Consider the following 24,513-nt stretch of genomic DNA (forward strand, 5'->3'; position numbering starts at 1 on the left):
GAAGTGGGATTTTCGTGTACCCGTGCAGGCCGACATGAGAGGAGCTGTCGTGTACGGAACCGATGGCACGCTCGGGAGGCCTCGGCGCCCTCCGACACTCACTCATTACCACCACACGGCAAGTCCACCAGCTCACGCGAAGCGGACTGCGCAGTCAGCGGCGGGCGCCCGATCATGGCTCAGAAAGGCTGCCCCATTAAGAGGAATGAAACCTCGTCGGGAAGGCCGTGTGCGGGTGCCCCTATTGAGAGGAGTAGCTCCGTTCGAAATGGAGCGATTAGCGTGAGGCCCGGTGTGGGTCGTCGACAATGCGCGCGCGGAGGGCGCGAACGCTGGCAGCCCAAGAATAACGCGTGCTTTCTGCTGACTGTAAAGGGGCATCTGAGGCTAGCGTCACGCCGTTCGTGGACGGATGCTCGCGCGCGGGCGCCGAACGGATTGCCGCAGCGATAGCCGCCACATCATCAGGGTCGGCGAAGGTCGCCTGCGCCCCGGCTAGCTCGTGAAAGACAACGATGTCGCTTACGACAACCGGTGCGCCGAACGAGAGTGCCTCGATGACGGGAAGCCCGAAGCCTTCGTCACGAGTGAGAAAGAGCAGTAGTGCCGTGTGGGCGTAGAGCCATGCCAATTCGTCGTCGTCGATGAAGCCGAGAAATCGGATGGCGCCACTCTCCACGGCAGCGGCGGCTGCAGCGGGCAACTCTGCACTGCGACCTTGGGGTTCCCCCACGATCACGAGCGGAGTGCGCTCGGTGGCGCGGCCCGACGCCAGGGCTGCCTCGATGGTGTTCGCCAAATTCTTGCGGGCATTGAGCCGGCCAACGCAGAGCAGAAAATCGCCTGCTCGATCGTCGAGCCCCGGCGGCTTTCGTGGAGCGGACTCCGTGAGCCCGCGCCCCACGGCCAGCCCAATCGGCGTGACGGCGCGACCCTGGCTCAGCCGGCTGATGCGCGCGGCCTCCGTTGCCGACGATGTGAAGAGCCACGTCGCCCGCCGAGAACTCAAGGGCATTAGCGCAAAGTACGCACGTTCCTTGAGCGTGAACCACTCGGGCGACGTGAGAAACATGTAGTCGTGGATGAAGACTGCTGAGCGCCCGAACGCTGGTGTGAAATTGTGGGTGATGGTGACATCCGCGTGCAGCCGTTTCGCGATGAAGGGCAGCTCGGCGATCGCACTGACGCCTTGAGGTCGGAGGCGGGTGCCGACCAAGTCCGCGCTCGCGGGCAGCTCTGAACGCGCAGTATCGATGGATGCTCGGGGCACCGCCACCGTGACTTCGTCATCGGGGAATTCGCGCAGCCAGGCGCACACGAACTCGCGCAGCACTTGGCGGTTCGAGGCCGGACCTCGAACCCACCAGAACCCGTCAAAGAGAACGCGCATGACCCCCATGCTAGCCCCGGCGGTTTCGCTGCCCGCCGGGGGACAGCTCTCGACCCAGCCCCGAGCCTAGGGCTATGGTGAAACATGACCGCCACAGGGGAACGCCCAGAAGTGCCGGAAACATTCGGCGCGATTGTCCGCTCGCTCGCGTCTGCTCAGAAGCCTGGGCGGGGTGCTCCGCCGTATTCTCGGTGGATCAACCGCCGCCTTGGACGCCTCCTCGCCGCCGCGGCCTATCTCGCCGGCCGCACGCCCAACCAGGTCACGGGTCTCAGCGCCCTCATGACGGCGATCGCGCTTGTGCTCGTGGCAACCGTGCAGCCGAGCTGGTGGCTTGGCATCCTCGTGGCCTTCCTGCTATTGCTCGGGTACGCCCTCGACTCTGCTGACGGCCAACTGGCGCGGTTGCGCGGCGGCGGTACGAAAGCGGGAGAGTGGCTCGACCACGTGGTCGACGCGTTCAAGATCGTGATTTTCCATGGTGTCATCCTGATCTCGCTGTACCGTTTCGACACTGGATGGCCCGACACCATCTTGCTGATTCCGCTCGGCTTCATCGTGGTGTCGTCGGTGTTCTTCTTCGCGATGATTCTCACCGATCAGTTGCGCCGCATTGCCTCCGCCGAGCGCGGGCGCGCCTATGCCAAGCCCAGTGGTGGTGGCGGCTGGCTGCAGACGATTGTCGCGATTCCCACCGACTACGCCGTGCTGTGCCTCAGCTTTGTTCTCTTTGGCTGGATGGACGGCTTCGTGGTGTTCTATGGCCTGCTGTTTCTCGCCAACGCGCTCATTCTCCTCGCTGTGCTTGGGCGCTGGTTTCGGCAGTTGCGCGCGATCGACGCGAGTTAGCACAGCCGGTTAGGCTCCCACGCTCGCCGCACGAATCGTTGCCGACGCGAGCTAGTTTTCGAACTCGCGCACGAGCGCAACGGTGCTCTCGATGTGAGAACGACTGGATGCCCCAAACACGATTGATTCGATTCCGGGCTGCGCAGAGATCCACTCCAGTGCCTCTCGCGGCGGGATCGCTCCCGACGCAAACACCGACATCGCGACAGCACGGAACGGCCGCTTGGCCAACGCATCCTGATACGCCTCGACGCCGCCCGACATCCGGAAGCCGATCTTGTTGATGTTGGAACACACGAGAGGATTCTCGATGCCGGCCTGATCGAGGTGATCGAGTAGCATCGGCAGGTTCATCGTGATGAAGCCGGGCTCGGCGCCGTAGCGCGTGCGCACGTGGTTCGCGAAGATCGCAAAGGCATCGGTAAAGCCGAGCCCCAGCAGCAGATCGACTACGACGTTCTGCAACCAGACCACCGGGGTGCGCACGCCAGCGAAGCCAGCCATTTCGGCATCCACCAGCAGGGTGATGATGCCCTCGATGTCTTTCTTGGCGAGCGAACGACCGCCGCGCATCATCGCGTTGAGCATGCCTTCATCGGGCATGAAGCGATTGAGAGCGCCCAGAATGCCGCTCTCGGTCACGGCGTCGGCATACTTGTGCGCGTAGGGCATGCAGGGGAAGAACGAGAACCCGTCGTAGCGTTCCGGCTCAGCCCGCACTCGCTCCACCACGTCGGCGATGCGATCGTGCGTCGTGCACATGAGGGTGCGGATGCCGCTGGCGTAGGCATCGTCGATGACCGCCATGATCGCATCCAGATCCTGAAAGCGCATGGCCTGCTCGCGCGCTTTCTCCTCGGAGCGGTGGTTGATGCCAAAGAACTGGTTATCGCCAAACAGCACCGGGTCGAGTTTCGACGAACCGGGAGTGGTGAGCGGGCCGCCGGAGTCGGCGGTGCGCGGTGCGGTGGTGCTCATGAGCGTCTCCCTAGAAGGCTTCCGCGGCGGGCTTTGGGCGAGGTCGAAGCCGTGGTCTCTCCGACGAGGGTGGTCGTGGCGGGCCCGGCAGCGGCATCCGCTGTCAGCAGTTCGATGATGCGGTCGGTGATGGCAGCACTCGCGAAGTCGTTGGTGGCGGGCAGCGAGGGGTCACCGATGCGCTGCACGAAGTGATCGAGTTGGGCGCTGTACTCCTCTCCGCGGAGGTAGAACCACACCTCATCGGTGAGCTCGGTGGTCGACCTGATCGTCCAGCCGGGTTCGTAGCCCTCGAGTTCGGGGGCGGTGCTGCGCAGGTAGACCTGAATCTCTTGGCGGTCGGCAATGATCTTGCCCTGCGTGCCGAAGATGCTCACCCGGGTGGTCATCTTGCGGTACGACTCATCCGACCAGTTCACCGAGAGCTGCCCGCTCACACCGTCGGCGAAATAGATCGTGCTGTAGACCTCGTCTTCGGTACTCTCCGAAAAGACGCTGCCCAGAATCGTGCCGCCGACGCCGGTCGCGTTGCCAACAAACCACGTCGCGAGGTCGAGCGGATGCGCGGCATAGTCATAGAGACAACCGCCGCCCTCGGTGCGCTTGCTGCGCCACGTCGTGCCCTTCGCCTTGAGCACGACCGGGCCATACGATTCGGCCTGCAGGTGAGTGACCCGGCCGATCGCGCCCGTCTCCAACAGCCGTTTGGCCTCGCGGAAGGTGCCGACGAAGCGGTTGTGATAGCCGACCTGCGTGACGAGGCCACGGACGGCTGCCACTCCCGCAAGCTCGGCGGACTCCGCGGCGGTGAGCGTGAGGGGCTTCTCGCAAAATACGTGAAGCCCGCGGTCGAGAGCCGTGCGCACCATCGCCGCATGAAACCGGGTCGGGGTCGCGATGAGCACCGCATCGAGTTCAACGCTGTCGAGCATCTTCTCGAAATCGGTGAAGGTCTTCAGGCCCGTGTACTTCGACAGCACCCCCAAGATGTAGCCAGCCGAATCGACAACCGCCTCCACCGAGACGTCCGGATGCGCCCGAATCATCGACAAGTGTGAGAGCCCCATTTTGCCGAGCCCGACCACGCCCACGCGGATCATGCGTTCGCTCCGGGTCGCGGCGACGGGGTCGAGCGCGGAGCCGAGACGGGAGCCGTGCCAGCGGGAAGGTGCTCGGCGAGGAGCTCCGCGTACTGCCCCGCGACGCGTTCCCACGTGAATTCGGTGGCGTGCCTGGCGCGGCTGGCGGCCGCGAGCGAAGCCCGGCGATCGGGCGCCGAGAGCAGCATCGTGATGTGGGCGGCTGCGTCATCCACGCCCGAAAAATAGAGTGCACCGTCACCGGCAACCCAACGGTTGTAGGGATTGTCGTGAGCGATCACCGCATTGCCGGCGGCCATCGCTTCGACGAGCGAGGGGTTGGTGCCGCCCACCGTGTGGCCGTGCAGGTAGCCCAGGGAATGGAATCTCAAAGACGACACCTCATCGGGTTCGTAAATCGGGCCGACGAACAGCACCTCGTCGCTGGCGGCTTCGCGCACCGCCCGCGCATAGGGATCGCTGTCGTCGTAGGTGCCGAAGATCGCCAACTGGTGATCGCGGCGTTCTCGGGAAAACGCGGTGACAAGTTCGAGAATCGTGTTCTCGGGGATGGGCCGACAGATGAGCGTGAGATAGCGTCCGGGCGTGAGGCCGCGACTCGTCACGGGGAGGGTATCTGCCGCCGTTACGGCATGGGCTCCATAGGTGATCGTCACGATTTTCGAGCGACGGGCGCGCGTGGCCAAGTAGGTTTCGATCACCGGATGATCGGCAATGAGTCGATTGCCCACCCAACAGGCGATCCGTTCGTTTATCCACAGAATTGCCTGCCGACCTTTGCCCCAGCGCGAACGAGACCACTCGATGCCATCCATGTTGATGACATTCGGGATGCGCTTGAGACGCTGCAGGATGTTGAACACGGCCGTGTTGTACCCAAACGTGAGGCAGATATCCCGGTGTCGAATCGCATGCCGGATTGAGGTGAGGTCGAAGCGTGCGGTGCCCAACCATCCTTCGCGTTGTTCCGGAATCAGCACCCGTTCGATGCCGTGCCACAGGTCTGTCGTGATGGCGCCGGTGCCCGGAACTTGGCAGTAAACAACAGGGCGCCAGCCGTGGTCACGCAGAAAAATGGCGACGTTCTCGGCGGCAGTTTCAAAGCCACCGTAGGCGGCAGGAATGCCGTGAGTTCCGAGGAGGCGAACGATCGGTTCGCGCTCGGCAGGGGGGCGTGGGCCGTTCAACTTTCCCTCCTCCGTTGACGGACTCAAGAACTTCGACCAGACTCCCCACTGTCTGGCTTGGAAGTGTACGCCGCTCACGTTTCTCTCTGTGGCCCCAGAACGGGGGGTACGGTGTTGAAAGGCGCGGGTGTACCGTCCAGTACCGACCACTCCCGAGGCACGGAGCTGCCATGACTATGTCGAAGCACCCAGGAACCGAGTTAGAGCCTGAAGCTGTGGCGGCCACGCCGTCGTGGCTAGGCACTCGCCCCCGTCGCGTGATTGCGGCCGGCATCGTGATTGCGCTCCTTGTCGTGCTCGGGGTGGTGCTGTTTGGGCAGTTTGCGCCGACCGCGACTCCCGGCGCTGCGCCCGCGGCGACGCCGAGCGCTGGGGCGTCAACCGAGTCGCCAGCAGCGACGGCGACAGCGACAGCGGCACCGGTCGACGGGCCAGCCGTGCCCGATGTCACACCCGTTCCGATCGAGGAGCCTGCGGATGTCACCGCCGGCCTCGTGGCAAAAGTCACGAAGGTTGAGGAGGTCGATGGCACCGCTCGCGGCCCCGGTGAAGTCGCCGGTCCGTCGTTGCGCGTCACGGTCACGATGACGAACTCGACCGCGTCAGTGGTCTCGTTGCGCACCACGGTCATCAGTTGTTACTTTGGCGCCGATCGCACGCCGGCGCCCGAACTTCGCGAGCCCGGAGGGGCACCGCTGCCGGCATCCCTCGCGGCGAATTCGGCGATTGACGGTGTGTATATTTTCACTGTTCCTGCTGATCAGCGCGGCAATGTCACGCTTCTGGTTGACTACTCCGTCGACGTGCAACCGGTTGTTTTCCAAGGGGATATTGCGGACCTGCTGTAACGATCGGTCTACCCACCTCGGCGGGCGACCCCCGAAACGTGACCCCCTTTTGGGGGGCACCCAAAAGGGGCGGAGGGGGAGTATGGTGACCCACCAAGTGGAACCTGAATAGCCACAAACCCCCGAGAAGGCACATCATGCGCTTAACCCGCCGGATGCCACCGAACCCGCTGAGGCTTGTTTCCGCCGCAGCGGCGATGACATTAATTGCGACTTTGCTCACCGTAACGCTGCCCACCGCAGCTGTTGCCGACACTGCGGCTGCCCCGCCTGTGCCCACCACTGTGTCCACTGATCCCTTACCCACGCCCCAGATCAATGGTGTGGTCTGGGACCAGGTCATCGTGGGCAACACCGTCTACGCGTCTGGCGATTTCAGCTCAGCCCGCCCCTATGGTTCGCCCGCGGGCACCAACGAGCAGAGTCGCTCGTACGTGCTCGCGTACAATCTCACGACTGGCGCCCTGCTGCCGTGGGCTCCGACGTTTAACGGGCAAGTTCGTGCACTGGCCGCATCTCCCGACGGAAGCCGGCTCTATGCGGTCGGCGACTTCACATCGGTGAACGGCGTCTCGAAAAGTCGCATCGTTGCGTTCAGTACCGCCACGGGGGAAATCTACGGCGGCTTCGACGCTGGCGCGAACTATCGCGTTTATGCGGTCGTAGCCACGAACACTCAGGTCTTCTTTTCGGGACCATTCACCTCGGTCAGTGGCAACACTCGCCTCGGCGGCGCGGCAGCTCTCGCGACGAACGGCAGCGTGACCTCCTGGGCTCCCGAGCTCGCCGGCGGTCGTGCCTTCGGCATCGTTGTCTCCCCAGACGAATCCAAAGTCGTGATTGGCGGAGACTTCACGACCGTGAACGGATCGAGCGATCCCGGCTACGGCCTTGCCATGGTCGATTCCACGGTCGGAGCACTCATCACGCCCTTCGCCACCAACAATCAGGTGCGTAACGCTGGCCTCAACGCCGCCATTTTCTCGCTCGCGTCTGACGGCGACAGCTTCTACGGTTCCGGTTATGTCTATGGCTCTGGCGGCAACCTTGAGGGCGTCTTTCGGTCGAACTGGTCGGATGGCGAACTTGTCTGGGTCAACGACTGCCACGGTGATACCTACTCGGTTGCACCCTCGCCCAACGGAGCCATCTATGCCGCTGGCCACTCGCATTACTGCGGCAATATCGATGCCTTCCCGCAGACAAACCCCTGGTCGTTCAACCGCGGAATCGCGTTCTCGAAAGACGCCACGGGCAGCATCTCGCGCGACCCGTACGGCTACCACGACTGGTCGGGCAACTCGAGCCCCTCGCTCCTGAACTTCTTCCCCGAGATCAACCTCGGAACCTTCACCGGCCAATACCAGGGACCGTGGGATGTCGCGACGAACGGTGAGTACACCGTCTTCGGCGGAGAGTTCACTCGCGTCAACGGCCAAAACCAGCAGGGGCTTCTGCGGTTCGCCGTGCCCGAGATCGCGCCCAACCTCGACGGACCACGACTAACCGGTGCCGACCTCGTTCCCTCGATGAGTTCTCCCGCTCCCGGCACAATCGCGCTGAGCTGGACCGCCGACTGGGACCGTGACAACGAGAACCTCACGTACCACCTCATCCGCGATGGCAAGAGTGGTTCGCCGATTTACGTGACCGAGCAGGCGTCGCGATTCTACGACCGGCCGACCATGACGTACGTGGATACCGGCCTCACGCCGGGCCAGACGTACACCTATCGTTTGCGCGCGATCGACCCGTACGGCAACAACGGCTGGGGTTCGACCGTGTCGTTCACTGCGGGGGCCACTGGCCAGTTGAGCGATTACGCGACGGCTGTGATGGAGGATCAGCCCTCCCACTACTGGCGCCTCGGCGAGAGTGGAAACACCGTGGTGGATAGCGTCGCTCGCGACAACGCGACGGCGACCAATAATGTGGGCTTCGGAACATCCGGAGCAATCATCGGCGACAGCAACACCGCTGCAACCTTCACGGGAAGCTCGAACAGCTATGCCGGATCGAACACCCAAATCTGGCGCGACAACACCTTCTCGGTCGAAGCCTGGTTCAAGACCGGCACCAACTCCGGCGGCAAGATCGTCGGCTTCGGTAACCGCCAAACCGGCAACTCGAGCAACTACGACCGCCATGTGTACATGGACAGTTCGGGCCGCCTGAACTTCGGTGTCTACACCGGCAGCACTCGCGTCGTGCAAAGTGCGAAGTCGTACAACGACAACGAGTGGCATCAGGTCGTCGCCAGTATGGGCGCCGATGGAATGGAAATGTTCGTCGACGGAGTGCGTGTTGGTGTAGATCCCGACGTGGTGTGGGGCCAGAACTACTGGGGCTACTGGCGCATCGGTGGAGACCGCAGTTGGAGTGGCTCTGACTACTTCAACGGTGCCATCGATGAAGTGGCCGTGTACCCGAACCCCCTCACCGCGGCCCAAATTCAGAACCACTTCGAGCTCTCGGGCCGGTCGCTCTCCGGACCGCCCGCACCGACCGACGCCTACGGTGCTGCGGTCTACAACGCGAGCCCGCAGCTGTATTGGCGACTCGGTGAAGCCTCCGGTGCCGTCGTGAATGATGCAGGACTGCAGGGGATCGATGGAGCCCTCAGCGGAACCTACACCCGCAACGTGCCCGGTGCTCTTGGGGGCACGAGTGACTCGGCAACCCAGTTCACACAGGCGCTCGCGGCAACGACGACCTCGCTGCCCAACCCCTCGACGTATTCGAGCGAAGTGTGGTTCAGAACTACGAGCGCTACGGGCGGAAAACTCGTGGAGTTCGGATCCTCCGCCACCGGCACCGCCAGCAACTATGGCGACCACGTGATGATGCGCAACGACGGAACGCTCGTGTTCGGAACGGGCAACAGCACCGTTTCGAGCACCGCCTCGTACAACGACGGCCAGTGGCATCAGGCGGTAGCGACCCAGGGATCAGCAGGGCTGCAACTGTTCGTGGATGGCGCGGTCGTGGCATCCAGTGCGGCAACACCGACCCAAACGTTCTCGGGCTACTGGCGCCTGGGCCGCGGTAACACGGTCGGAGTGGCATCGTCGAACTACTTCAACGGGGATCTCGATGAGTTCGCGGTGTACCAAACGGTGTTGACCCCGAGCGAAGTCAGCTCACACTTCTTGATCGGAACAGCGAATGAAGCACCGCTTGCGGAGTTCACGCACGCGGAGAGCGACCTTGTCGCGAGCTTCGACGCGACCGGATCGAGCGACCCCGACGGCACGATCGACGCCTACGAATGGGACTTCGGTGACAGTGAATCGAGCACGGATGCCGTGGTCGACCACACCTATGCCGCCGCGGGAACCTACGACGTCACCCTCACGGTGACCGACAACAAGGGAGCCTCGGCAACCGCCTCCGCCACAGTGACGGTGTTGGCTCCGAATGTGGCGCCGACTGCAGCCTTCACGAGCGAAACCACCGACAACGTGGTGAGCTTCGACGCGAGCGGTTCGGCCGATAGCGACGGCACGATTGGCTCGTTTGCGTGGGACTTTGGTGATGGAGCATCCGACAGCGGAGAGAGTACCTCGCACCTCTACGCTGCGGCCGGCGACTACACCGTGACTCTCACGGTGACCGATAACCAGGGTGCGACGGGAACGATCAGCCACGTCGTGACGGCCCTCGATCCGCCCGTCGTCACCGTGCTGGCCCGCGACGAGTTCGCTCGCTCCGAAACCTCTGGCTGGGGCACAGCTCTCGTCGGCGGTGACTGGTCGACGAACAGCAACGGCAACTTCTCGGTCGAATCGGATGTCGGTGTCGTGAACCACAGTTCGTCGGGTACCACCCGGCACGCGTGGTTGCCGAGCGTCTCCACGGACGACGTGACGGTGAGCGCCAGCATCTCGATTGACAAGGCGATCACGGGCGGCGGTGCCTACACCGGCATCACGATGCGCGAAGTCGGCAACGGGTTCTACCAAGCCCGCGTGCGCTACTTCTCCAACGGCACCCTCGCCTTCCAGCTGCTGAGTGGCAGTTCGACCAACATTGCGTACACGGATGTTGTGGGCCTCACTTTCAGCCCCGGCGACGTGCTGCTCGTGAAAGCGCAAACCTTCGGAACTTCGCCCACGACAATTCGCGGCAAGGTCTGGAAGCAGGGAACTCCTGAGCCCAGCGACTGGACCCTCACGGCAACGTCGTCGGTAGCGAACCTGCAGACCGCGGGTGCGGTCGGTCAGTACAGCTACCTGTCTGGCTCAGCCACGAATGCTCCCGTGCACGTGAGCTACGACTCGTTCCTAGCGACTGCAGGCCATGCCGACGAGCCCGTGACGCCGACGAACTTGTTGCCCACGGTATCGTTCACTAGCTCGGTGAACCTATTGACGGCGAGCTTCGACTCGAGTGCATCTAGCGACCCCGATGGCAGCATCGCCTCTCGATCCTGGGACTTCGGAGATGGTCAGTCGAGCACGGCAACGAGCCCCGATCACACGTACGCGGCGGCGGGCACCTATCAAGTCACGGTGACAGTGACGGACAACCAGGGTGCAACAGATGCGGTAACTCACCCGATAACGGTGAGCTCGACTCCGGCGAATCAGGCTCCCACCGCCGCGTTCACCTCGTCGGCGACCGCGCTCGCCGTGGCGTTCGATGCGACAGGATCGACGGATGCCGATGGCAGCATCGCGAGCTACGCCTGGGACTTCGGGGATGGCCAGAGCGACACCGGCGCCACGCCTTCGCACACCTACGCGAGCTCGGGCACCTACACCGTGGTGCTCACGGTGACGGATGACGAGGCCGCGACGGGCACGGTCAGTCACGATGTGGTCGTGACGGCACCGCCCGGTGCCGCGTTCGCGGAGGACACCTTCGAGCGCACGGTTGCCGCCGGTTGGGGCAGCGCGGATACGGGAGGTGCGTGGTCGTCGAGCACGAACTCGACCTACACCGTAGGTAACGGTGCTGGCGCCTTCGTGCACACGAGCACCGGCACCACTCGCCGCGCGTTGCTCGAGGGCGTGAGCGAAACCTCGGTCGAAGCGCAGGTGGAGATCACGGTCGACAAGGTCGCCGAGTCTGGGCACATTGTCGTCGGCGTGATCGGTCGTCAGGTCGGGTCGGCGTTCTATCAAGCGCGGCTGCGCCTGCAAACGGGCGGCGTCGTCGGGCTGCAAATCATGGCGGGCTCCACGGTGGTGCTGGCCAACATGAATGTGCCGGGGATGACCTACGCGGCCGGAGACACCTTCATCCTGAAGACCAGTGTGGAGGGCACGAGCCCGACCACGATTTCGGCCAAGTTGTGGAAGGAGGGAGACACCGAGCCGGCCGCCTGGCAGCTCGTGACTACCGATTCCACGGCAGCGCTGCAGGCGGCAGGTTCGGTCGGATTTGAGAGTTACCTCTCGGGTTCGGCACCCAACGCCCCCGTGACCGTGAGGTTCGATAACTTCAGCGCGCGGCCCGTGCAGTAGGCAGCCTGAGCGTGGCAGGCAGACGGTCGGCCCTGGGAGCAATCGGCTCTCAGGGAATGCAGGCTCTCTCGAGCTTCACGATTCAGGTGCTTGTCGCGCGCACTCTCGGCTTCGACGGGCTGGGCGCCTTCGCCATCGCGTACGGCGTGATGGTGCTCGTCGCCGGGCTTGCGAGTGGGATGGTCGGCGACTCGCTCGTCGTACTGGAGCGGCGTGCTCCGGCCGTGCGCTCGGCGCTGCAGCAGTTCGCTCTCGGAATTGCTGCGGTGACCGCGGTTCTTTCCGCAGCGATCGCGGGAGCATCCGGTCTCATGGATGTCGCCACCGCCGTCATGTTCGGAGCCGGCGTCGCCCTCTTCGCGCTCGAAGAACTCATGCGTCGACTGCTCATGGCCGGCTTCGGGTTCTGGCGCGTCATGATGATCGACTTCGCGTCGTTCGCGGTCGCGCTCGCCGTGATCGGGTTGAGTGCGCTCGCCGGAGCCCTCAGCCTCTTCGCGTTTCTCGGGGCGGTTGCGGCAGGCCAGCTCGCCGCTCTCGGGCTCGGCGCAGTGCTGCTGCCGCGGGAAGAACGCTTCGTCGTAGGCTTCGTGCGTGGGGGCGTTGGCACCGTCTTTCGCTACGGCAGCTGGCGGGCGGGCCAACAGTTCCTCCGCCCCGCCCTGCTCACCGTCGTGCGCACCCTCGTCACCGTGCTCGCCAGCCTCGCCGCGACCGGACTGCTCGAGGCGGGCCGCGTGTTCGTCGCCCCGGCCACCCTCGCGGTCAGCGGCCTCAGCTCGTATCTCTTTGTCTCCTTCGCGCGTGACAACAGCAAGCCCCTGGCCGAGAAACTACGGCGAGCGGATCGTGCCGTCAGTACTCTGGTCAGCCTCACCGTGGTCGTCGGCGCTCTGCTCGTCGCGCTGCTGCCGTGGGGAGGCGCACTGCTCTTTGGCACCGCGCCCGACCTGCTCGCCGTGATCGGGTGGATCGCCTACACCGCGTCTATTGCCGCCGTGACTCCGTATGGTGCGCTCGCGGCGGTCGGCGGAAAGCAGGCGGCCGTATTTGGAATTCGGGCGGCCGATACCGTTCTCGCCATCGGATTCGTGAGCGCGGTGTTGCTGGCCGGGGGAGACGTGCAGTGGGTTCCGGCGGCGTTGGCTGCGGCATCCATTTTGGGCGGTCTCGGTATTCGGTGGCTGATCCTGGTGCCGCTCGTGCGGGCGGGCTAGCGCTCGATGACGCTGCCGTCGAGGTGCTCGAGCCCGGTCTGCTCCTGCCCGGTGCCGCGCGCGAAGTCAGCGAGCGAGCTGAACGGCGTGACCCCGATCGCGTTGGTCGGCCACGCGATGAGCGTGCGCGGTTCGAGTTCAGTCGCGCGCACGTAGAGGTTGTTGTCGACGGTGATGCCGAAGTCGCGGGCGCTGCGGGTGCGGGAGTAGTCCTCGATCCAGATGAGAGCTTCACTGCTGCCGACGAGAGTGTTGCCGACGATGCTCACGTCGGTGCCGACCCACGTCATCTCGGGGTCATCCCGATACCGCTCGTCGTGGCCGGCCTCGTTGTCGTCGCTCTTGAGCCGTTCGTCTTGCAGCACGGCGATGGCGTTGCGGCTGCCCACCACGATGTTGTCGCGAATCTCGACGCTGCTCGTGTCGTTGATCTTCATGCCAAAGATGCGGTTGTCGGCGAGGTAATTGTCGGCCACCAGTGCGCGGGCCGAGATCTCGAGAAAGAGACCATGCCCGGCATTGCCCACGAAGGTGTTGCCCGTGATGGTCAGGTCGCGGCAGGACTGATCGAACCAGAGCGCCGTCGCGTTGTTGTCGGAGAAGTCGGAGTTGCGAATCTCAACCGTGCGCGAGCGCGTGAGTTTGAACCCGCCAGCGACGGGTGCACGGTTGAACCACTCGGTGTTGTTGCCGGATGCCTTCAACCCATCGACCAGCAGATTGTCGGCGTAGTTGGCTGCCACCCCGATCATCCCGCTCTCGGTAACCGTCACCTGGCGGATCGTCGTGTTGGCCGCCGTGATGAACAGCCCCGTCGTGGCCGACTCGGTGATCACCACGTTCTCGATTGTCACGTCGGGGCGCTCAACCGTGACCGCGCCAAAATCGGGCACCGACGGTGCAAAGCGACGCACGCCAATCCCGCGAATCGTTGACCCTTCTGCTCGGATGCTCAGGGCCCGCTGCAGCGTGCTCGCCCTCACGGTGTGGCCGCTGGGGTTCTCGCCGATGTACAGCACGCCCGTGCTCTCGTCGTGGAAGAAGCTCGACGCCGTCACCTCGTCGCGCGAGCCGACCTGCGTGAGCGGGGCGTCATCCAGCCACAATTGATCCGGATGCGCGGCGAGCGGATGCTCGGCAGTCACGAAGTTCCAGTACTGCTCAGTGTTGTCGGGAGCGCCCCGCTCGTAGGTGGGGCTCGAGTCGAAGACGGTGCCCCAGGCCACTGACCAGAGTTCGCCACCGGACTGCGTGACGTCAGGCTGCCAGCCCTCCACAATCTCGCTGCCATCAAGCCAGACGACCTCACCCGGATACGACTGCACCGTCAGCGGCACACCTTCGGCAATCGTGAACGCCTCGTGGTACTCGCCGGCGCGCAACACGATCATGCCGCCCGCGGTAACCCGCGCCAGCGCCGTCTTGATCGTGCGGAGCGGTGACTCGAGGCTGCCGTCCGCGTCGTTGTCGCCCGAGGGCGAGACGAAGAGAGCGCCAGCCTGGATGTCGTAGCTGGTGGTTCCGAGTTCGGCTGCTCCGGCATCCGCAGCCCTCGCCGCAACATCGTCGGGGGCGCCGACGCCCTCGACAACAGGAACGTTCGTTCGAGCGGTGCTGTTGGCGCTGCCGCCGAGAGATGAGACCACTAGAGCACTCGCAGCGATGGCGAGAGCGAGCACGATTGCGACCGCAGCGAAGACCTGTCGGCGTCGAAAACGCCGATTCGTCGTGCCTGTCGCAACGCTCACTAGCGCTCCTTATGGCGTGAAAACCGCAGCAATCGGGGGTGCGCTGCGGAATCGATCCGGTATCTATTCTCCCAGAATCGCCCGGAAGCTACTAGGGTAAGGAAACCTGCAACGCTTGTTCAGCACACTGTCGTGCTGATTGTTACCCATCCCGATTGGGGTTCAACGCGTGGAAAGTTTGAGCTATCTCGAAATTTTCCGGCAGCGATGGCGTGCGATCCTTATTGCTGTCGTGGTCGGAGTGGGTTCCGCTGCGCTTATTGCGTTCAGCATCGCGCCGACCTACACGTCGACCGCCACTCTCTTCTTGTCGGTGAAAGACGTCAACGCCACGCTCGCGGAGCGATCGCAATTCTCCCTTGCTCGGGTCAACTCATACACCGACCTCGTGCGCAGCTCCGAGGTTCTTGAGCCGGTCATTTCAGACCTCGGCCTCGACCTCACGGTGCAAGAGTTGCGCAGTCAGGTCTCGGCAACCAACCCCAACAGCACCGTCAACATCAACATCGCTGCTCAGGCCAGTAGCGCTCAGGATGCCGCCCGCATTGCCAACGCGGTTGCTGACAGTCTGTCGCGCCTTGTTTCCCGCGTCGAAAATTTCGGCACGTTCTCGGTCTCGCTTGAGCGACTCATCCCGGCGCTGCCGCCAGCGGCACCGAGCGCTCCGCAGAAGACGGTCATTCTGGGTCTCGGCCTGGTTGCGGGGCTCGCCGCCGGCGCTGTACTTGCCCTGCTTTTGGCGCGCTTCGACCGTCGGATGCGTCAACCCAGTGATGTGCGCCGCGTCACAGGATTGCCCGTGCTGGCGGCCGTTCCGCGAGGGCATCGTCGCTCGCGAGGCAACGGTGCTGACCCCGAGTCGACAGTAGAGGCTGCGTACACAGAAGCTCTCGCCCGCATCACCCAGGCCAACGGTGGCACGGTGCCGCGCATCCTGTTGCTCGCGCCGGCCGGAGCCACAGCCAATCACGCTTCGGTCTCGTTGGGCGTTGTCGGTGCAGTTTCTGCAACCGGCAGGCAAGCGCTCTTTGTCGAAGCGGAAGTTTCTGGGGGCGATGACACCGCCCTTGGCCACTTCGCCGGCACCGCAGGACTCGCTGAACTGCTCAATGAGTCGACGACTCTGCCTGAAGTCACGCGCACGCTCGATGGTTCGGAGGCACTATTCGTCTCCGCCGGGGTCGCCGAAACGACCGAAGTTGCCGCCGACAAGACCCTGCGATCGGTGCTCACGCGGCTCATTTCGCGAGCGGATGTTGTGATCACGCAAGCGACAGCCGAGAGTCGCCCGCTGAGCATTCCCCTCATCGCCCCGTTCGTGGAGGTGGCCATGATCGTGGTTCGCTACAACCACACCTCCGAGGCTGAACTTGCGCAGACGGTCAGCCAGCTTCGTATTGCCGGTGTTCGCCCGCTCGGTGTCGTGCTGACGGATGTGCCGAATGCTCGCCACCTCGAACTGATGGCGACGTGGACTCCGGATGACTTCGCAGGCGGCGCCGCGAAAGCGCACGTGCATTTGCGGCGCAAGGCCAGCAAGCCCGCGGCGCCCACAGCGACCGCTACTGCCACCGCGGACCCTTCAACGGACACCAAGGTTGGTCCGGACAGGAAGAAGAACATGGCATCCGAATCCTCACCTTCGCCGACGCCCGTACCGAAGCCGTCACCGCCTAAGCCTGCCCCGCCCTCAGGACGCACAGAAACTGCCGCTGCCGCCGAGCGCTCAAGCGAGAATGAACGCGTGGTCGTGGACTAATGATCGCGACAGAACAGCGGGAGCGCAGTACCGTCTCACGTTCCTTGATCGGAACGTGGCTCCTCGTTGTTCTGAGTGTCGTCTCGTGGCGACCCGATGCCCTTTTTGATGGCGGCTTTGACGTCGTGGTCATCGCAAAGGCCCTTGTCGCCTTTACAGCTTTTCTGTGCGCAGTAGCGATTCATTCGCGTGCTCGTGTGCACGCGCGAGTCGGCGTGCGATCGGTCATCCTGCTCTTCATCGTTGTGGGGCTCTCGTGCGTTGGCGCACTGGCAACAGATAGCGCGATGCCGTCGCTCGTGCTCGCGGTGCGCATCGTGCTGCTCGCCGCAACCGTGTACGTGCTGGCGAGCAGTGCTGCGCCGCTTGAGGTGTTGACGTCCCTGTTCATTGCGATGGGCATCCTGACTCTTATCGGTGCGGCGAGCGGGCTACCCGAGTTTCTGAGCGACGGCCGACTGCCGAGTGGCATCCCCGCCATGAAGCCCAACGAGCTCGCCGGGCTTGCCGCGCCGCCTCTGCTTGCGATTGCGATCGATATCGCGCGGCGCGGTCTCACGCCGCGCAAGTCGGTGCTGCTCGTGACATTCGCAGCGATTCTGCTGGCCACCGGATCTCGCACCACCCTGATCGTCGTCGTCATCGCGATGGTGCTGGCCGTCGTGCTGGCGTGGCCGGTTCCGCACTCCACGGGCATCGCGCTCATTCTGCTCGTGCCTGTCTCCTATGCGATGGTGGCGTTCACGAATGTGGTGTCTGAGGTCGCTATTCGCGGGCAGGATGTCAGTGAACTCGCCACTCTCAGTTCCCGCACGATTGCGTGGCAAGCCGTCTTCAGCATCCCGATGGACACCTGGCACAAGTGGATCGGCGTCGGCCTCGCCGCTAAGACCATTGAGGTCGATCAGCGCTGGTGGGATGTTCAAGTGCTCGACAGCAGTTGGATCTCCATCCTGTCGCAGGCTGGCATCCTCGGCCTGATCGCAGTCGGCATCTGGGTGCTATTCACGCTGAGGGACAGTCTCAAGAATCGCGAACTTCGCACCCTCACGCTTCCCCTGCTCGTTCTGCTTCTCGTGCGCAGTGCGCTCGAGAACGGCCTCATCGAGTCGAGTGTGATCTTCACACTCTTCTTCCTCACGTCGCTCCTCCTCGAGCGAGGGCACCGCTACCCCTTCGAACACGACCGCTCCGTGCGGTTCGCGCTCGCCGTGGCACCGCTGCCTACCCCCACCACAGAACTCACGCCTTCCCCGACCTGAACCCGGTGAGCATATGTCTCAAAGAATTGGATACGCCGCAGGAGCCTACGATCTCTTTCACGTTGGCCACCTCAACATTCTCAAACGCGCCAAAGAACAGTGCGACTACCTGATCGCCGGTGTTGTCTCCGACGAAATGCTGGAGCAGACCAAGAAAATGCGCCCCACAGTTCCCCTTGAGGAGCGCTTAGAAATCGTGCGCAGCATCTGTTATGTGGATGAGGCGGTCGCCGAAACGGTGCCAGACAAGTTGGAGATGTGGCGTCGTTTGCAGTTCACTCTGTTCTTCAAGGGCGACGACTGGCGCGGCACCGAAAAGGGGCTGAAGTTGGAGCGAGAGTTCGCTGCCGTCGGGGTAGAGGTTGTGTACTTCCCGTACACCGCCAATACGTCGAGCACCGGCCTGCGGCGGGCGCTGGAGTTGATTGAAGAGATGTCGGCTCGCGCTCGGGCGTAGTGGAGCAAGCGCCCCCGATTCACGCGGCAACTATTCAGACACCCGGAATAGCGTGGCGTTGCGGGCGGTTCACCCCTGCAACGACTTTTTCCCCAATTTTTTGGAGCGCCATGAATCTCACCCAGCAGCTTAAAGAACGTGCCGACAACAGTGCGGCAACAAAATCTGCCGAAGACAGCGCGACTCTCACGAACTCGGTGACCGAAGTCGAAAAGGCTGGCATCGTCAACAACGCGCTCAAGGTCGGCGATACCGCTCCCGACTTTGCGCTGCCGGATGCCGAAGGCAACACGGTACGCCTGAGCGAACTGCTCGAAAAGGGCCCGGTCGCAATCGCGTTCTACCGCGGCTCCTGGTGCCCCTACTGCAACCTCGAGCTCAAGGCGCTGCAGGAGACTCTGCCCGAGTTCCGTGCCGCCGGAGCAACCCTGGTAGCTATCTCGCCCCAAACTCCCGACGAATCCCTCTCTCTCGAAGAGAAGCACAACCTCGAGTTTCCGGTGCTCTCCGACGGCGAGCTTGAAGCGATCAACGGCTTCGGACTCCTTCACCCCGTGGATGACCGCACCAAGGCCTTCTACGAGAAGTCCGGCTACGACCTCGTGAAGTCCAACGGTGCGACCGGGTGGCAGCTGCCGCTCCCCGCCACCTACGTGATCAAGCAGGACGGCACCATCACGTTCGCGTTCGTGCAGGCCGACTACAAGTTGCGTGCCGAGCCCTCCGATGTGGTTGCGGCCATCAAGTCCCTTTAGGTCGTTGGCCACGCGCCGACCTCTGGCGCGCGGCCGCCGCCCTCCGGCTCAGGCGTAGGCTGGCGGGATGATTGAAACTCAGACACTTTTCGATGGCAGTTGGGCGTGGATTGCCCTCGCTATTGTCACCGCCGGCCTTGCGGAAATGAAGCATCGTCGGCGCTGGGTGTGGTTTCTTCTCGCCCTTATTTTCGGGCCGATCGCCACTGCGCTCGTCGTGATCTGGCGCCGCCCCGATTCCCCCTTCGGAAGGTAACGCAGTATGTCTCACCAGTTCGCTAGCTACGTCGCCATTGGTGACAGTTTCACCGAGGGCGTCGGAGATGAACTGCCGGATGGTCGGGTGCGCGGTTGGGCAGATCAGGTTGCTCTCGGGCTCGCGCTCGCCTCGCCCGAGCCGGTCACCTACGCCAACCTCGCGATTCGAGGCCGCCTTCTGGCGCCCATCGCGGGGGAGCAGCTGCAGGCAGCGGTTGCCCTCCGGCCTCAGCTGATGAGCCTCAACGGCGGCGGAAACGACATCATGCGCCCCAAAGTTTCGCTGGAGTCGATCACCGACCAGCTGCTGGCCGCCGTCGACACGGCGACCGCCAGCGGCATCCACGTTCTCCTGCTCAGCGGCGGCAACCCGAGCAAGCACTTGCCGTTTGGTTCGGTAATGGCCACGCGCGGCGACAACCTTGCGCGAGAAGTGATGGCGCGGGCGTCGAAGGACAACGTGACGTTCGTCAACAACTGGGCCGACCAGGAGCTTACGAAACTGCAGTACTGGTCCGTTGACAAGCTGCACCTCAACGCGCGCGGGCATGCGCGGGTGGCGAGCAACGTGTTGTCGGCACTCGAGATTCCGGTGCCCGACTTCGCCGCCGATGAGGGGCCAGCGGATGATGCCCGCCCCCGCACCGCAGCCTACTGGCGTGAATACGTGCTCCCGTGGATCGGCCGCCGTCTCACGGGGCGTTCCTCGGGTGACAACCGCGAACCGAAGAGTGCAACCCTGCAGCCCGTGGAAGTCGAGGGGCGCTAGGTTTTTCCGGCGGCGTTGGCGAGGCTGGCGCCGCACAACGATGAAGGAGCTCTCATGACAACGGCACCGACGACGTACGAAGTACACGGGCGAAGTGTCGCCGGGCAGGAGGCGTCGATTCAGGCCGGGAATCAGACGATTCCGATCGATGCGCTGTGGGGTTCCGCAGAGTCTTCTGCGCTGCCGGGGCCAGCAGATCTACTCGCGTCAGCGTTGGCCGCATGCATGCTCAAGAACCTCGAGCGATCCGGTGCGCTCATCCCGTTCAGCTACGAGAGCGCTGAAATTGATGTTCGCGCTCGACGCCAAGATGCGCCGCCGAAATTCGTCGAGTTCGAATACGAAATCCGCCTTGTCACGAACGAAGACGAACGACGGGTCGAAATGTTGCACCGCAACCTCAGCCACTACGGCACCGTGTACAACACGCTCGCGGCAGTTGCCGACGTGCACGGCACCATCGTTGTGGTCAAGCCCTCCGCCGAGAGCTAGGCGCGCGCGGCGAGCTAGTTGCGAGCGGCCAGCAGTTTCGCCAGGCGGGGCAACTGGGTTTCGTCGGCGAGTGCCGAACCGACCGCAACGACCTTCGCGCCCGCTGCGAGGTAGTCGCCCGCGTTACTGGCATCCATTCCGCCGGTCGCGACGAAGTTCATTCCGGGGAACGGGCCGCGCATGACACCGAACCAGTTCGTGCCCAAGAGGGACGCCGGAAAAGCCTTCACCCAGGTGAGGCCAGCGGCTTGTGCGGTCTGAACCTCGGTGGCGGAGGCGACGCCCGGCAGCGGCGGCATGCCCGCTTCGAACGAGGCGCGAACGACCTCAAGGTCGAAGCCGGGGCTGACGGTGAACGCCGCTCCGGCATCCGCGGCTTGGCGAACGTGTTCGAGGGTGACGACGGTTCCGGCGCCAACGGCCTTGCCGAGTTCCTTGCCCGCGGCGACGACGGCGCGCAACGCTTCAACGTCTTCATCGCTCTGGATGGGCACCTCTACGGAGTCGATGCCAAGCTCCCACGCGGTGCGTGCCAGAGCAACACTGCGCTCGACGCCGAAGCCGCGCAGGATCGCCATGAGGGGCTGACCGTCGAAGAGCTGGTCGAGCGAGGCGTTAGAGATCTGAGTCATGGAAAGTGCCTTTCAGGAGCGATCGAGAGTTGCGGTGAGTAACTAGAGCGTGGGGAGGTCGGTTGTGGATTGCAGTACGAGGGCTGCGCGATCGTGGCCGAGGCTGAGGCGCTGTTCGGCGGTGCTGCCGGCAAGGTAGCCGGAGAGGTAACCGGCCGCGAAAGCGTCGCCGGCGCCGACAGCTTCAACGACGTCGACCTTGTGGGCGGGAACGAAGACGCGGTCGTCGCCGCTGAATTCAGTGGCGCCGACATCGCCGTCTTTGATGACGAGGATGCGGGGGTCGGGCAGCAGGGCCCGCACGGCATCCGGCGTCGTGGTTCCCCACAGCACTTCGGCTTCATCGAGGCCGACGAGCACGATGTCGCACTGCTGGGCGAGAGCAAGAAGGGTGGGGCCGGCTTCGGAGACTGGCCAGAGCGCGGCGCGGTAGTTCACGTCGAAGCTGAGGGTCGTGGCGCTATGCTTCGCGCGGTCGATTACCGACTCGATGAGGGCATTACAGGTCGGCGACAACGACGGGGTGATACCCGAGATGTGGGTGAGGGCTGCCTGCTCGAAGGGGACATCAGTGAGGTCATTGGGTGTCATCGCCGACGCGGCAGAACCCGCGCGGTAGTAGATCACGCCATTGCCGGGATCTTTGAAGTAGAAACCCGTGGGGGCGTCGTCGCTGAACTTCACGAGGCTCGTGTCGACTCCGCGCTCGCGGAGTTGGCGTTCGACGCGACGACCGAAAGCATCCGCTCCCAGGTGGCTTACCCACGCCGCATGGTGACCGAGAGCGGAGAGGTGCACGGCCAAGTTGGATTCGGCGCCACCGGTCTCGAGGCGGAACAGCTCGGCTGTTTCGAGAGGCTCGGCAACGGTGGGCGTGATGAGCACCATCGTCTCGCCGATGGAGATGATCTCTGGTTGCGTCGTCGTCTGCATGGTGTGTTCCACAGCTCCACTATCGACCATATGCGCAGTCTGTGCAACACTGTTGCATATAGTGCAACATACGCGAGCGGGTCAGGATTTCGTTTGCGCAGCAAGGAGAGGGAGCCCGGATGTCGCAGAGCGTTCGTCGTGCAGCACGCATTGTCGATTCAATAGCCCTTCGCCCGGCCAGCGTTAGTGAGCTCGCCGAGGAGTTCGGAGTGCACCGCTCCACGATGTTCCGCGAGGTGCAGTCGCTCGAAGAGGTCGGCTATCTGCGCAAGCGAAAGAATGGCGAGTACGTGCTCGGCCTGCACCTCATCGCGCTCGCCCACCAGGCATCCGACAGTCTCGATTTGCGCGAGATCGCCCACGATCGCCTTGTGAAATTGCATCGCACGGTCGGCAACACCCTCCACCTCGCTGCCCTTGTGGACCACAGCATTGTCTACGTCGACAAGGTCGAAGACACCAGCGGCGTGCGCATGTATTCGCGCATCGGCAGCCCGGCACGGCCGTACTGCAGTGGCGTCGGCAAGGCGATTCTCGCTGAACTGTCGGCGAGCGATCGGGATGCGGTGCTGCGGGATGCGGTCTGGGAACCGTTCACGGCCAAGACCCTCACGACGCGCCCCGAGCTCGACGCTGAACTCGAGCGCGTCGCCGCCCGCGGCTGGGCAGTAGACGACGGCGAGTTCGAAGACTTCGTGAACTGCGTCGCCGTACCCATCTATGGGCCAGCCGGTGTCGTCGGCGCACTCTCGAACACCGCAATTCGGATGGCGGCCGACCTGAATGCCCTCAGAGCGCATCTGCCGCTGCTGCAGAGCGTCGCGCGTGAGATCTCGGCGGAGCTCGGTGGCGCCTGAGTGCGACCGGAATTTTCCTCGCATATTCGCTTAGGGTTGCAGCATGGCCAAGATCACCGTCCTCCTCTATCGCCTCGGCGCGACGGCAGCGAGTATCGCGCAGAGCGTTGTGCAAGCAAACGGTGGTGGCAATGGCGACCCTCAGGTCTTCGACGAAACATCGAAGCGCGCCGCGAAGCCGGTCGCGCCTGCAGCAGAGCAGCCTGAGATCACCGAGAAGCGCCACGACAGTTAGTTCGATCGATGACAGGCACACCGCGGTTTCTCGTCAGTAGAAACTTCGCGCTGCTGTGGGTAGCTCAAGCCACTTCATCGTTCGGTGAGTTTGTCCTCGGTGCCACCGTCACGGTGTGGCTTGTGCTTGACCTCGCGAATGGTGACCCGCTACTCCCGACTTACATCGCAGCTGTGGTGATTGCGGCATCCGCACCGCGTTTGCTGGTGGCGCCATTCGCGGGGGTGTGGGTAGACCGGTGGCAGGCCAAGCGCACCATGATCGGGGCTGATGTAATGCGTGCCGCCCTCGTCGCTCCGGTCATTGTGGTCGCAGCGATCACGCCGGGCAAAGAACTGATGATCGGTTCACTGCTCGGACTGCTTGTGGGCATATCGGTGCTCTCGCAGTTTTTCAATCCCGCACGCGCTGCCCTCATGCAGGTGGTCATCCCTGCTTCGCGGCGCGTGGATGCGTCGAGCAAGAGCATGTTCGCGGGTTTGGGCGTTGCGGCAATCGCGGCTGCGCTCGGCCCCACACTGTTCGCGCTCTACGGTGCTATTCCGGCGCTCACAATAACCATGCTGAGCTTCCTGGTGTCCGCGCTCGTCATTACCCAAACGAGAAAGCTCGCGGCAATACCGATCTCAGATCCCGAAATCACGTCGTTCTGGTCTCGCTTTCGGCGTGGCCTCGCCACAGCATGGCGAGTGCATTCGGTGCGGCTGGTGATCATTGGTGTTGGCCTTTACGGCGTCTCGTTGGGAATCAACAACGCCGTGTTGGCTCTCTTCGCCCTCGAAACGCTTCACCTCAGCGCCGCGCAGTATGGAATTGTTGCTGCGGCCTTCTCGGTCGGCGGTCTTATTGGCGCCGTTCTCGCCACGCCGCTTCTGAGTAGGGTCGGAAGTGAGCGGCTCTTTCCTGCCGCGATCGTCTTGCTCGGGCTGTCCTATTTCGGTTACGCCCTGACCCGTAACTTCTGGCCGGCGTCGGCGCTGATGCTGCTTTTGGGAGTCATATTTGCGATCTACGTGGTGGCCCAAGGGCCGATTCTGCAGGCAGCCACCCCGCCGGGATTCATGGGGCGCATCACGGCAGTGAGCGTGCCCATTCTTGGCCTCTCCTCAACGCTAGCGACGGTCATCACCTCGCAGCTTCTCGCGTGGGCCTCGCTGCGCGCTTCCGCAGCGGGAGTGACCTTGGACCCACAGGCGTACGCCGTGGCTATCGCCGTAGGTGCGGCGGTGCTGTGCGTCGGTGGCGCGGCGATGGCGGTCGGTTCGCGGCGAAGATTGCGTGAATCGAGGCCGTAGGCTCCCCGTTTGAGCGCAACAGGA

The 24,513-nt window shown here is 63.7% G+C and carries 21 protein-coding genes; 14 read left to right on the forward strand and 7 right to left on the reverse strand.

The window, feature by feature from the left end; genetic code table 11:
* Positions 1 to 277 precede the first annotated feature (277 nt).
* Positions 278 to 1,390: a glycosyltransferase family 1 protein gene (locus I6E60_RS01650; RefSeq protein WP_197178543.1), complete on the reverse strand. Its 1,113-nt coding sequence runs from the start codon at positions 1,388 to 1,390 to the stop codon at positions 278 to 280.
* An 84-nt stretch (positions 1,391 to 1,474) separates the two neighbouring features.
* Between I6E60_RS01650 and I6E60_RS01655 the strand changes: the two genes are divergently transcribed.
* The gene (locus tag I6E60_RS01655; RefSeq protein WP_197178545.1) at positions 1,475 to 2,239 is read left to right on the forward strand and encodes a CDP-alcohol phosphatidyltransferase family protein; all 765 of its coding nucleotides are present in this window, start codon (positions 1,475 to 1,477) and stop codon (positions 2,237 to 2,239) included.
* Between the two features lie 51 nt (positions 2,240 to 2,290).
* On the opposite strand, the gene I6E60_RS01660 is transcribed toward I6E60_RS01655, so the two are convergent.
* From I6E60_RS01660 to I6E60_RS01670, 3 genes are read right to left on the reverse strand one after another with little or no spacing between them, the layout of a single operon-like run.
* Positions 2,291 to 3,217: a hypothetical protein gene (locus I6E60_RS01660; protein WP_231601094.1), complete on the reverse strand. Its 927-nt coding sequence runs from the start codon at positions 3,215 to 3,217 to the stop codon at positions 2,291 to 2,293.
* A complete protein-coding gene (locus I6E60_RS01665) occupies positions 3,214 to 4,317 on the reverse strand; it encodes a Gfo/Idh/MocA family protein (protein ID WP_197178547.1) in 1,104 nt (367 codons plus the stop codon). Before I6E60_RS01665 ends, I6E60_RS01660 begins: the two co-directional genes overlap by 4 nt.
* Positions 4,314 to 5,504 (reverse strand): DUF1972 domain-containing protein, encoded by a 1,191-nt coding sequence (locus I6E60_RS01670; RefSeq protein ID WP_197178549.1) that lies wholly within the window; start codon positions 5,502 to 5,504, stop codon positions 4,314 to 4,316. Before I6E60_RS01670 ends, I6E60_RS01665 begins: the two co-directional genes overlap by 4 nt.
* Before the next feature lie 170 nt (positions 5,505 to 5,674).
* Here I6E60_RS01670 and I6E60_RS01675 point away from each other — a divergent pair, with 170 nt between their 5' ends.
* The 3 genes from I6E60_RS01675 (at position 5,675) to I6E60_RS01685 (ending at position 13,037) form a co-directional block, all read left to right on the forward strand.
* A complete protein-coding gene (locus I6E60_RS01675) occupies positions 5,675 to 6,352 on the forward strand; it encodes a hypothetical protein (RefSeq protein WP_197122452.1) in 678 nt (225 codons plus the stop codon).
* A 137-nt stretch (positions 6,353 to 6,489) separates the two neighbouring features.
* Positions 6,490 to 11,820, forward strand: coding sequence for a PKD domain-containing protein (locus I6E60_RS01680; RefSeq protein WP_197178551.1), 5,331 nt, complete (start codon positions 6,490 to 6,492; stop codon positions 11,818 to 11,820).
* An 11-nt stretch (positions 11,821 to 11,831) separates the two neighbouring features.
* Entirely contained in the window at positions 11,832 to 13,037 is a 1,206-nt protein-coding gene (locus tag I6E60_RS01685) for a hypothetical protein (RefSeq protein WP_197178553.1), read from the forward strand.
* Here the strand turns inward: I6E60_RS01685 and I6E60_RS14620 are convergent.
* Entirely contained in the window at positions 13,034 to 14,785 is a 1,752-nt protein-coding gene (locus I6E60_RS14620) for a right-handed parallel beta-helix repeat-containing protein (RefSeq protein WP_197178555.1), read from the reverse strand. The two genes, I6E60_RS01685 and I6E60_RS14620, sit on opposite strands and share 4 nt — an antisense overlap.
* Before the next feature lie 169 nt (positions 14,786 to 14,954).
* Here I6E60_RS14620 and I6E60_RS01695 point away from each other — a divergent pair, with 169 nt between their 5' ends.
* The 7 genes from I6E60_RS01695 (at position 14,955) to I6E60_RS01725 (ending at position 20,537) form a co-directional block, all read left to right on the forward strand.
* Positions 14,955 to 16,544 (forward strand): Wzz/FepE/Etk N-terminal domain-containing protein, encoded by a 1,590-nt coding sequence (locus tag I6E60_RS01695; RefSeq protein WP_197178556.1) that lies wholly within the window; start codon positions 14,955 to 14,957, stop codon positions 16,542 to 16,544.
* Complete coding sequence (locus I6E60_RS01700; protein WP_197122462.1) at positions 16,544 to 17,806, forward strand: O-antigen ligase; 1,263 nt, start codon at positions 16,544 to 16,546, stop codon at positions 17,804 to 17,806. Before I6E60_RS01695 ends, I6E60_RS01700 begins: the two co-directional genes overlap by 1 nt.
* 13 nt (positions 17,807 to 17,819) lie before the next feature.
* Positions 17,820 to 18,263 carry an adenylyltransferase/cytidyltransferase family protein gene (locus I6E60_RS01705; RefSeq protein ID WP_197122464.1) on the forward strand — a complete coding sequence of 148 codons (444 nt, stop codon included), beginning with the start codon at positions 17,820 to 17,822 and terminating at the stop codon, positions 18,261 to 18,263.
* A 110-nt stretch (positions 18,264 to 18,373) separates the two neighbouring features.
* Entirely contained in the window at positions 18,374 to 19,018 is a 645-nt protein-coding gene (locus I6E60_RS01710; RefSeq protein WP_197122466.1) for a peroxiredoxin-like family protein, read from the forward strand.
* A 67-nt stretch (positions 19,019 to 19,085) separates the two neighbouring features.
* Positions 19,086 to 19,274 (forward strand): hypothetical protein, encoded by a 189-nt coding sequence (locus tag I6E60_RS01715; protein WP_197178557.1) that lies wholly within the window; start codon positions 19,086 to 19,088, stop codon positions 19,272 to 19,274.
* Positions 19,275 to 19,280: 6 nt separating this feature from the next.
* On the forward strand, positions 19,281 to 20,045 hold the full coding sequence (locus I6E60_RS01720; protein ID WP_197122468.1) for an SGNH/GDSL hydrolase family protein: 765 nt from the start codon (positions 19,281 to 19,283) through the stop codon (positions 20,043 to 20,045).
* A gap of 54 nt (positions 20,046 to 20,099) precedes the next feature.
* Positions 20,100 to 20,537, forward strand: a complete 438-nt coding sequence (locus tag I6E60_RS01725; protein WP_197122470.1) for an OsmC family protein — start codon at positions 20,100 to 20,102, stop codon at positions 20,535 to 20,537.
* Between the two features lie 14 nt (positions 20,538 to 20,551).
* Here the strand turns inward: I6E60_RS01725 and I6E60_RS01730 are convergent, their stop codons facing one another.
* Both I6E60_RS01730 and I6E60_RS01735 read right to left on the reverse strand, forming a co-directional pair.
* The gene (locus tag I6E60_RS01730; protein ID WP_197178558.1) at positions 20,552 to 21,169 is read right to left on the reverse strand and encodes a bifunctional 4-hydroxy-2-oxoglutarate aldolase/2-dehydro-3-deoxy-phosphogluconate aldolase; all 618 of its coding nucleotides are present in this window, start codon (positions 21,167 to 21,169) and stop codon (positions 20,552 to 20,554) included.
* Between the two features lie 42 nt (positions 21,170 to 21,211).
* Entirely contained in the window at positions 21,212 to 22,132 is a 921-nt protein-coding gene (locus I6E60_RS01735) for a sugar kinase (RefSeq protein ID WP_197178559.1), read from the reverse strand.
* Between the two features lie 89 nt (positions 22,133 to 22,221).
* Here I6E60_RS01735 and I6E60_RS01740 point away from each other — a divergent pair, with 89 nt between their 5' ends.
* Genes I6E60_RS01740 through I6E60_RS01750 form a run of 3 tightly spaced genes read left to right on the forward strand, consistent with a single transcriptional unit; the run spans position 22,222 to position 24,489 of the window.
* A complete protein-coding gene (locus I6E60_RS01740; RefSeq protein WP_197178560.1) occupies positions 22,222 to 22,959 on the forward strand; it encodes an IclR family transcriptional regulator in 738 nt (245 codons plus the stop codon).
* Positions 22,960 to 23,002: 43 nt separating this feature from the next.
* Positions 23,003 to 23,194, forward strand: coding sequence for a hypothetical protein (locus tag I6E60_RS01745; RefSeq protein ID WP_197178562.1), 192 nt, complete (start codon positions 23,003 to 23,005; stop codon positions 23,192 to 23,194).
* An 8-nt stretch (positions 23,195 to 23,202) separates the two neighbouring features.
* A complete protein-coding gene (locus I6E60_RS01750) occupies positions 23,203 to 24,489 on the forward strand; it encodes an MFS transporter (protein ID WP_197178564.1) in 1,287 nt (428 codons plus the stop codon).
* Positions 24,490 to 24,513 lie beyond the last annotated feature (24 nt).

This window comes from Salinibacterium sp. SWN167, from assembly GCF_015864665.1.
Classification (GTDB): Bacteria; Actinomycetota; Actinomycetes; order Actinomycetales; family Microbacteriaceae; genus Rhodoglobus.

Coding starts and splice junctions, on each gene's coding strand:
- I6E60_RS01720 (WP_197122468.1), top strand. CDS start 19,281: ATGTCTCACCAGTTCGCTAGCTACGTCGCCATTGGTGACAGTTTCACC.
- I6E60_RS01650 (WP_197178543.1), bottom strand. CDS start 1,390: ATGCGCGTTCTCTTTGACGGGTTCTGGTGGGTTCGAGGTCCGGCCTCG.
- I6E60_RS01675 (WP_197122452.1), top strand. CDS start 5,675: ATGACTATGTCGAAGCACCCAGGAACCGAGTTAGAGCCTGAAGCTGTG.
- I6E60_RS01710 (WP_197122466.1), top strand. CDS start 18,374: ATGAATCTCACCCAGCAGCTTAAAGAACGTGCCGACAACAGTGCGGCA.
- I6E60_RS01730 (WP_197178558.1), bottom strand. CDS start 21,169: ATGACTCAGATCTCTAACGCCTCGCTCGACCAGCTCTTCGACGGTCAG.
- I6E60_RS01705 (WP_197122464.1), top strand. CDS start 17,820: ATGTCTCAAAGAATTGGATACGCCGCAGGAGCCTACGATCTCTTTCAC.
- I6E60_RS01655 (WP_197178545.1), top strand. CDS start 1,475: ATGACCGCCACAGGGGAACGCCCAGAAGTGCCGGAAACATTCGGCGCG.
- I6E60_RS01660 (WP_231601094.1), bottom strand. CDS start 3,217: ATGAGCACCACCGCACCGCGCACCGCCGACTCCGGCGGCCCGCTCACC.
- I6E60_RS01735 (WP_197178559.1), bottom strand. CDS start 22,132: ATGGTCGATAGTGGAGCTGTGGAACACACCATGCAGACGACGACGCAA.
- I6E60_RS01665 (WP_197178547.1), bottom strand. CDS start 4,317: ATGATCCGCGTGGGCGTGGTCGGGCTCGGCAAAATGGGGCTCTCACAC.
- I6E60_RS01680 (WP_197178551.1), top strand. CDS start 6,490: ATGCGCTTAACCCGCCGGATGCCACCGAACCCGCTGAGGCTTGTTTCC.
- I6E60_RS01715 (WP_197178557.1), top strand. CDS start 19,086: ATGATTGAAACTCAGACACTTTTCGATGGCAGTTGGGCGTGGATTGCC.
- I6E60_RS01745 (WP_197178562.1), top strand. CDS start 23,003: ATGGCCAAGATCACCGTCCTCCTCTATCGCCTCGGCGCGACGGCAGCG.
- I6E60_RS01740 (WP_197178560.1), top strand. CDS start 22,222: ATGTCGCAGAGCGTTCGTCGTGCAGCACGCATTGTCGATTCAATAGCC.
- I6E60_RS01700 (WP_197122462.1), top strand. CDS start 16,544: ATGATCGCGACAGAACAGCGGGAGCGCAGTACCGTCTCACGTTCCTTG.
- I6E60_RS01725 (WP_197122470.1), top strand. CDS start 20,100: ATGACAACGGCACCGACGACGTACGAAGTACACGGGCGAAGTGTCGCC.
- I6E60_RS01750 (WP_197178564.1), top strand. CDS start 23,203: ATGACAGGCACACCGCGGTTTCTCGTCAGTAGAAACTTCGCGCTGCTG.